This is a genomic window from Bacillus sp. AFS059628 (assembly GCF_002571225.1).
Lineage (GTDB): Bacteria > Bacillota > Bacilli > Bacillales > Bacillaceae_G > Bacillus_A.
In genome coordinates, this window is record NZ_NVEC01000095.1 from 1 (window position 1) to 7,890 (window position 7,890).

The 7,890-nt window shown below is 33.8% G+C and carries 6 protein-coding genes; 1 reads left to right on the top strand and 5 read right to left on the bottom strand.

The genetic code is table 11. The annotated features are described in order from the left end of the window. Window positions 1–102: 102 nt before the first annotated feature. Window positions 103–1,320, bottom strand: a complete 1,218-nt coding sequence (locus COL05_RS26630; protein ID WP_098670774.1) for an aspartate aminotransferase family protein — start codon at window positions 1,318–1,320, stop codon at window positions 103–105. Window positions 1,321–1,572: 252 nt separating this feature from the next. On the opposite strand from COL05_RS26630, the gene COL05_RS26635 reads away from it, so the two are divergent. Then, a complete protein-coding gene (locus COL05_RS26635; RefSeq protein ID WP_098670775.1) occupies window positions 1,573–2,952 on the top strand; it encodes a catalase in 1,380 nt (459 codons plus the stop codon). Window positions 2,953–3,074: 122 nt separating this feature from the next. Here the strand turns inward: COL05_RS26635 and COL05_RS26640 are convergent, their stop codons facing one another. The 4 genes from COL05_RS26640 to COL05_RS26655 all read right to left on the bottom strand — a co-directional run bounded on the left by COL05_RS26640 (window position 3,075) and on the right by COL05_RS26655 (window position 7,666). Continuing rightward, entirely contained in the window at window positions 3,075–3,602 is a 528-nt protein-coding gene (locus COL05_RS26640) for a hypothetical protein (RefSeq protein WP_098670776.1), read from the bottom strand. Window positions 3,603–3,714: 112 nt separating this feature from the next. Beyond that, entirely contained in the window at window positions 3,715–5,469 is a 1,755-nt protein-coding gene (locus COL05_RS26645) for an adenine deaminase C-terminal domain-containing protein (RefSeq protein ID WP_098670777.1), read from the bottom strand. A gap of 291 nt (window positions 5,470–5,760) precedes the next feature. Beyond that, window positions 5,761–6,927, bottom strand: coding sequence for a serine hydrolase domain-containing protein (locus COL05_RS26650; RefSeq protein ID WP_098670778.1), 1,167 nt, complete (start codon window positions 6,925–6,927; stop codon window positions 5,761–5,763). A gap of 232 nt (window positions 6,928–7,159) precedes the next feature. Further along, window positions 7,160–7,666, bottom strand: coding sequence for a DUF3902 family protein (locus COL05_RS26655; protein ID WP_098670779.1), 507 nt, complete (start codon window positions 7,664–7,666; stop codon window positions 7,160–7,162). Window positions 7,667–7,890 lie beyond the last annotated feature (224 nt).

Genomic DNA, 7,890 nt, shown 5'->3' on the forward strand with positions numbered 1-7,890 from the left:
CCGTTAAAGCGGGATAAAATTCAATTATAAAAAATGCACCCCAATTGTAAAACTTTTTTTAACAATTAGAGTGCACTTTATATAAAATTTAGCTGTTAACTTTTAAGCACTTACTACAGCAGCAACTTTATCCATACAAGAAATAAATTGAGTAATAAATGCATCAATTTCTTCTTTCGTAATTATATACGGAGGAAGTAAACGAATGATGTTCCCTTGTGTAACGTCAACTAACATTCCTTTCTCCATTAGCTCTACCTGTAATTTCTTCACATTTTCATTTGTATCATTCAAACTAATCCCAAACATCATACCAGCATGACGTACTTCCTGAATATAATAAGAATTTTCTTTCTGGATTTCTTGCAAATTATCATTTAAATATAGTGACGTTTCATACGCTTCTTGCATTAAACCATCTTCAATCAATGTGTTTAATACCGTTAACCCTAAAGCTGTTCCCATAGATGAATGAGCAAACGTTGTGCCGTGATCTCCTGGTGCAAATACATCACATAACTTTTCACCTACAATAATTCCTCCAAGCGGGATCCCGCCTCCTGCTCCTTTACCAATTTGAATAATATCTGGTGTAATATTGAAATTTTGATAAGCGAATAGTTTCCCCGTTCTCCCCATACCACTTTGTACTTCATCAACAATAAGTAGTACATTGTATTTCTCACATAAGTGTTGAACATCATGTAAATATTCACGCGATAAAGGATAGATACCCCCGCTGCCTAATACAGGTTCTAACATAATCGCAATTGGATTTTCTTTAACAATTGTTTCTTCTAATTGCTCTATATTCTCGCGCTCTACTTCATATACAGGAATCGATGTTTTAGGGAAATTTTGATATACACTTTCTTGTCTCGTAAAATGAAGTGCTCCTAATGTACGCCCATGGAAACTATTCTTCATCACTACGATTCCTTCACGTTCTTCATTCGTATTAGCTCTATATTTATCAATTAATTTCAACGTTGTTTCTGTCGCTTCCGTACCAGAGTTTGTAAAAAAGACCTTTCCATTTTTTAATGAGCAATCCACTAATTTCTTTGCATATTCAATCGCAACTGGATTTAAAAAATGAAACGGCAGATGCAACGATTTTGTAACTTGTTCCATTGTCGTTTGTACAATTTTCGGATGATTATACCCTAATACGTTCACTCCGACACCAGAAAATAAGTCTACATACTCTTTACCATCCACATCATAAAGCTTGCACCCTTCTCCTCTTTCTATCGCAACCTTCGTACGACAATACGTAGACATCATATATTCCTTATCTAATTGAAACCAATCCGACATGTTAAATTCCTCCTAGTTATTTTCCCTGTTTATTTATGTTTATTCTCTATAAATTCATTTTTCACATTAAAATTTTAATAGTAATTTTCTTCACGATATTCATTTTTCCATAATTTCTTCTATTTCAACAGGTCCACTACATGTGCATTTTTTTCATCTAGCGGTCTGTTACTACTTTGCATGTCATACATAATCAAGATTATAAAATCATATTTAGTAACAATGGATAAAAAAGATTTGGAGGCTATATCGATGAATGAAAACTATGATAAGCAAGGGCAATCTTTACTAGGGAATGACTTTAATGAAGATAGAGAACGTAATGAACAAGCTACACTTCACTCACAAACAGTTGGTTCACGTGGACCTGTTCTAGAGCAAGATAGTGTACTTCACGAGACGTTACAAGAATTTATTCACGAAAAAATTTTAGAAAGACCTGTTCATGTAAAAGGATTTGGTGCGTTCGGTTATTTTCAAACGATCTATCCAATGTCTGAACATACGAAACTAAATTTTTTACAACAGTCTAATGAGAAAGTTCCTGTTATGGTACGATTTTCATTAGCTGTTAGTACGAAAGGCACACCTGACACTTCTAGAAATGTACGCGGTTTTTCTACAAAGTTTTATACAAAGGAAGGCATTTTCGACCTTTTATGTAACCACATCCCTGTCTTTTCCGTTCGTGATCCGATGCGCTTCCCAGAAACAATTCACGCGTTATTACCTTCACCTAAAAATAACTTAATAGACCCTAGTAGTTTTTGGAGCTTTGTCGCTAAAGCACCTGAATCCATTCATTTCGTTATTCATTTATATTCTGATGCTGGTACGGCCAAAAGTCTTCGCCACATTCCGGGACATAGTGTTAATACATATGTTTGGAGAAATGCAGAAGGTAACCGAAAATATGTAAAGTATCATTGGTACCCATTTGAAGGTGTACAATTCATTACTAGTGAGGAAGCAATTAAACTGGCTACTGAAAACCCTGATTATAGCGGGAAAGATTTATATGATGCAATCGCAACTGGTAAACCAGTGGAATACGGATTATACGTCCAGCTCATGGACCCAAAAGATGAAGAACATCTTTCTTATGACCCTTTAGATGATACAAAAGTATGGGATGAAAAGTCGTATCCTCTTATACCAGTAGGCAAAATGGTATTAAATAAAAATCCTGAAAATTATATGGAGCAAGTAGAAAAAGTCGCCTTCTCCCCTTCTAATTTACTAGACGGCGCAGAACTATCAGATGATAAAATGTTGCAAGGGCGGGCTAACATTTATAGTGATTCTCAAAGAAGAAGAATTGGACCTGAGTTCCGCAAATTAACGATTAACCAACAGCAAAATTGGACACCTGCTAAGCAAATAACAAGTGGTGATGGAAGATATGTTGAAGGTAAACTCGAAAGAACCTCTATAACGAAACAGGATGACTTTACGCAGCCTAGTGAATTTTATGCGAAGTTAAAACCGATAGAAAAAGAGCATCTTGCTAAAAACTTAGCTAGTGATATGAAAGTTATCTCCGATGATATTAGAAAGGTAGTGTTAGGCTATTTTCATAAAGTGTCTGCTGATTTAGCTGCAAAGATTGAGAGTGCGTTGCAAAAGATTTAAGCATATAAAAAACGTCATTTTAATGTTTAAAATGACGTTTTTCATAGAAAAATTACTAATAAAATCTATTATCTCGTTTATAAATTATTAAAGATAGATTCTCCTGTAAGATTTTCGTTATTTCATTTTACATTATGGTACTCATTTCTCTTTTTCAAATAATCTTTTTCACATTGCAACGGCTTGAATTTCACTTTTTTCCCTTTCTTCTTTTTTGTTTCTATAACGATCCATTCCCCTTTTTCACTGTCTAGTTTTAGGCGTTTCATTACATTGATATTATCTTTTTCTTTATAAAGTAAAAATGCTTCTTGCGCACTCACAAATAAGCTAGGCTGCTCACTAAATCCACCACTATCATAAATTTTAGTTAGCGAATTATAATAAGAATCATTTTCCCTTCCACCATACATCAAATAAGCAGCCTCCAAATTTCTTTTACTAACTTCCAAAAAACTATGTTCATCAATATTTAAATTAAATGTGGATTTAATATCACTTATTATATTCTTCACATGCTTGTCATCTCGAATTTTCCTTTTTTCAAGACAATCAGAAGATAGCTCTGGTACATCTGTTTGAGAATGTACCACTTGTTGAATAGATACACATAATATAAATACACTTAAAATATACAATATTTTTTTCATACTTACGTTTCACCTCAAGTAATTTAGATACTATATTATTTGAGGCTCACAATATTCTTATGCTAACAATGTAAAAGGCCCTATAGATTGGACTTTTATAGAGCCTTTCATATTAAAACTGCTTTATCAAATTCACCGGTGAAGCCGTTACCTTACTATTTTTCACATCATATAGCCCTATAGGCGTTAACCTCATAAAAGGTAAGTGCGTCGCAGAAAAAAATAAAATGGTAAATGCCGGATCGTCATACGCGTAACCACGCTCTTGAAGTAGTTTCACCATCTGTTTCTCTTCCTGTATTAATTTATTCATTTTCAAATTAGACATAATCCCGAGTAATGGTAATGCGATTTCGTGTAATATTTCATTCTTTTCAGCTAGTACTATTCCCCCGCCAAGCTCTTTTACTCTATGAAAAGCTGTAAGCATATCTTCTTTATTCTTCCCAATAAGAATGATGTCACCGGTACCAGAATAAGAGCTAGCAAGACCTCCTAATTTATTTGCAAAGCCTTTGACAACTGTATTCACTCGCCACGTACCGTCACGAGCAATCATCATTAGGAAACACTCATCATGATTTTGAGAAAGTTCAACACGGTTTAAATCAATTTCAGTTGTGTATGGTTTTGTTATAACGTTATTTAATAATTGTATACCCATTTTATGAGAAAAAATCATATCCTCTTTTTCTATGGACCAGTCTAATAGTAATGGCGTTACTTTGAATTGACTCCAGTCTATTTGTACTGATTCATTTTTATTTATTCCGTCACGCTTCACCCATGTTCCTTTTGCAATTACGCTTATTGGAACCGGGTTTTCCTTACTTTCCAAAATATTTATATTAGCAATTCTACCTGTTGCAATTGAACCATGTACATGTTCCATATTATAATAGCGAGCGATATTATAGCTTGCCATATGATAAGCATCTATTATTGGCACTCCTTGTTTTATCGCTGTAGCTATCATTACGTTTGTCATTCCATTTTCATAGAACGAAGGATGTGAGCCGTCTGTTGTGAAAATAAATCTATCAAACTGCTTTACTCCTAGTTCCAGCAATTCTTTCAGTAACACTTCTAAATCTGGTCGTATGGAAGAATTTCTTAGAGAAACAGTGTAACCTTGCATAAGACGAGCGAAAGCTTCTTGCCCTGTCATTGCCTCATGATCACAATCTGTACCTAACAATTTTAACTTCGCTAAAGTCGTTTCAGATGCACCTGGAAAATGTCCTTCTACTTTTTTATGTAATCGTTTCGTTTCCTGCACCCAGTGTAACATTTCATCATCACCATGTAATAACTTTGGCCACGCTGTTAGCTCACCGCCTTGAAGAACTGCTTTATGCTTTAGCCACTCTGTTATTTCTTCACGATTAAATAAAGATTCCCCGTTTTGCAATTCAGTTTGTCCATCAAAACGACACCACCAATACATACTTGCTGGAATCTTTTCAAATTCATCTAATAAATGAAATGCTTCTTCACGTTGTAATGTGAAAAATAAAGTTAAATTATCATTAATAAAAGTCGTCGTCCCAAATTGCATCGCATAATTCGCTAACGTTTCTGGATTATATAATTGATATGGATGTGCATGCGGTTCTATGTAACTAGGAACTACATACTTTCCATCACAATCAATGACTTCGCATTCTTGTAGTTGCGCTGGTAGTTTTTCTCCTACATAAATAATGCGATCATCATAGATCCAAATATGTGCTTGCACCCACTCGCACATATAGGAATTTAAATAAGTTGCATTCTTAATTAAAATGTGCGGACTTCTTTTGCCATCTATTACTTCAACATGTTCTCTTAATTGCTTGTTACTCCATCTAAACTGATTTTCTCCCAATGAATTTCACTCCAAATCAATTTACTTTTATTTATTAAAATAAAAACAATTAACAAACTAAAGTATTCTCCATCTATAACTCCCCTGTATAATCCCTATACCCTTCATTATATGAAACGATTACAAAAATAACAATTTTCAGAATTCTATACGAATGATTCTCAATAAAAAAGGATGTCGTGTAACCGACATCCTTTTTATACTAAACTATACGATTGAATTACACTTGATGTCATACTATGAATGCTAATACTGTCCTTAAAAGCAGGAGCCTATTCTAATTCTATTTATCTATTTCTTAAATTCAATTTGCATCATTTTATTAAACTTTGTAAGAATATCAACCGGACCTAAAGAGTTCACATTGACAGCAAATGTATGCTTGCCTCCAATTACTCCACCAGCAAAAGTCATATACCCAGGAATTGCTCCTCCGTGACCCCAAACTGAAACACCGTTTGGAAGTTTCGTCTCATATATTCCAAGCCCATATGCATCACCAACACCTTCTCCTTCTGTAGGAACTGTAGTAAGCATTTCTTTTAGCTCACGTTCCTTCAGTAACTTACCACCGAGTAAAGATGAAAAGAACTTATTTAAATCGTCCGCATTAGAAATCATATCTCCAGCTGAACTACCTATACTCGGGTTATAATACGTTACGTCTTTCAGTTCACTTGTTCCGTCAATTTTCAAATACCCTCTAGCATGATTATCTCCTGGAATTACGGTTGAATTCCCTGGTAAAAATGTATTTGCCAAGTCTAGAGGTTCAATAATTCTCTTTTCTATTTCTTCCGCATAACTATTTCCGGTTATTTTTTCAATAAGCATTCCTAGTATTACGTATCCTGTGTTTGAATATGACCATCCCTTACCTGGTGAAAAATCTTGCGGATAAGAAAGTCCAATTTTCACTAATTCTTCAGCTGTATACGGTTTTCTTGTATTCGTAAAGTCCGCATCTTTTGATTTTAAATATTCAGCTATACCACTTGTATGGTTCAAAAGTTGACGTATCGTAATTTGATTGCCATCATACCCATTCCCTTGTACGAGACCCGGTAACCATTTTTCAATTGGATCATCAAGTTGCAGGCGATTTTCTCCTACTAATTGAAGAACAGTCGTAGCAGTAAAAGTCTTCGTCACACTAGCAATCCGAAAGCGATAATCTGATTTCATCGATTTCTTTGTACTTAGATCCGCGATGCCAGCATTATAACTACTAATTTTCCCGTTATTATACGTCTTAGCTAATACACCTGGTGCTCCAATTTGGATTGTTTCCTGCATAACTCGTTTCCAACCATTCCGGTTCTTTTGATCATGTGCTTCTGACGAACTAGAAATATTTTGAGTAGGCTCTGCTTTTACAGTAAAACTTGGTGTGAATAAAGTAGTACCCGCTAATAAAACTGCCAAACTCGTTAACTTAATAGAATAACATTTTTTCATAAGGCTTTCTCTCCTCTATTCATATCGTATTGATTCAAGCTATACTTTCATCCTAAATGATAAAACTCTCTTTTTTCTTATCCATTCCTTACGAAATACTTACTTTCAAAATTAGACGACCAGATGGGAAAAAGAAATGTATGAGAATAAAAAAAGAACGTGTTCTCTATTTATGAAAACTCGTTCTTTTACATATTTAAAACCCTATATCAACTTTTTAGTTCATTCACTTTTACCATCCTGCACTAGCGTTCATACCATTTCCAATAATAGTAAGAAGTAGTGGCCATAGTACTGGTGCTAACGTAAGAATTAAATTTAGTAGTATAAGTATTCTATATCTTCCAGGGATATTATAATTTTTACGACTAACAAATACTAAAATCACTAATAATATTATGGTCGTTACAAATAAAAGTAACACTAACAACCAATACCAAACCATTAAACTGAGACTCCACGGCTGTAATAGCTCGTGTACAATACCAAATGTGATTCCCAATACTGCAAAACTAAAAGTAGTAACCGTTGCTTTAATAAACAATATACTTAATTTTTTATCGTATGCATACTTACAATATAAATCTATTAACGTGTATAAAGATAAAAATGACATTAATACACCTATCCAAGACAATAACCAGTCTCCGCCTCCTCTAACTATCATAAACAGAAACCAACACATCCCTGCTGCAGAAAAAATAAAGGAAAGGAGTATGTTTTTCAATACCGGTTTCATTCTATTTTCACACCCTTACAAAAATTTAAACATAAATAATAATTTTTTATTTACATACTACTCTTAATTATTTCATCTCTTTTTCATTCTATATTGATGAAGTGAAGATAGCCTCACAAAAATGTAATGAGCAACACTCTACTAAGGTAAACTTTTTCCATTAGCAGCAATATAAAAAAGTAAGTATACATTACCATATAATTAAATATAAGTAAATAAAATTA

What these genes read in the sequence shown, in the direction of transcription:
- COL05_RS26630 (WP_098670774.1), bottom strand. Translation starts at nt 1,320, where the DNA reads ATGTCGGATTGGTTTCAATTAGATAAGGAATATATGATGTCTACGTAT.
- COL05_RS26635 (WP_098670775.1), top strand. Translation starts at nt 1,573, where the DNA reads ATGAATGAAAACTATGATAAGCAAGGGCAATCTTTACTAGGGAATGAC.
- COL05_RS26640 (WP_098670776.1), bottom strand. Translation starts at nt 3,602, where the DNA reads ATGAAAAAAATATTGTATATTTTAAGTGTATTTATATTATGTGTATCT.
- COL05_RS26650 (WP_098670778.1), bottom strand. Translation starts at nt 6,927, where the DNA reads ATGAAAAAATGTTATTCTATTAAGTTAACGAGTTTGGCAGTTTTATTA.
- COL05_RS26655 (WP_098670779.1), bottom strand. Translation starts at nt 7,666, where the DNA reads ATGAAACCGGTATTGAAAAACATACTCCTTTCCTTTATTTTTTCTGCA.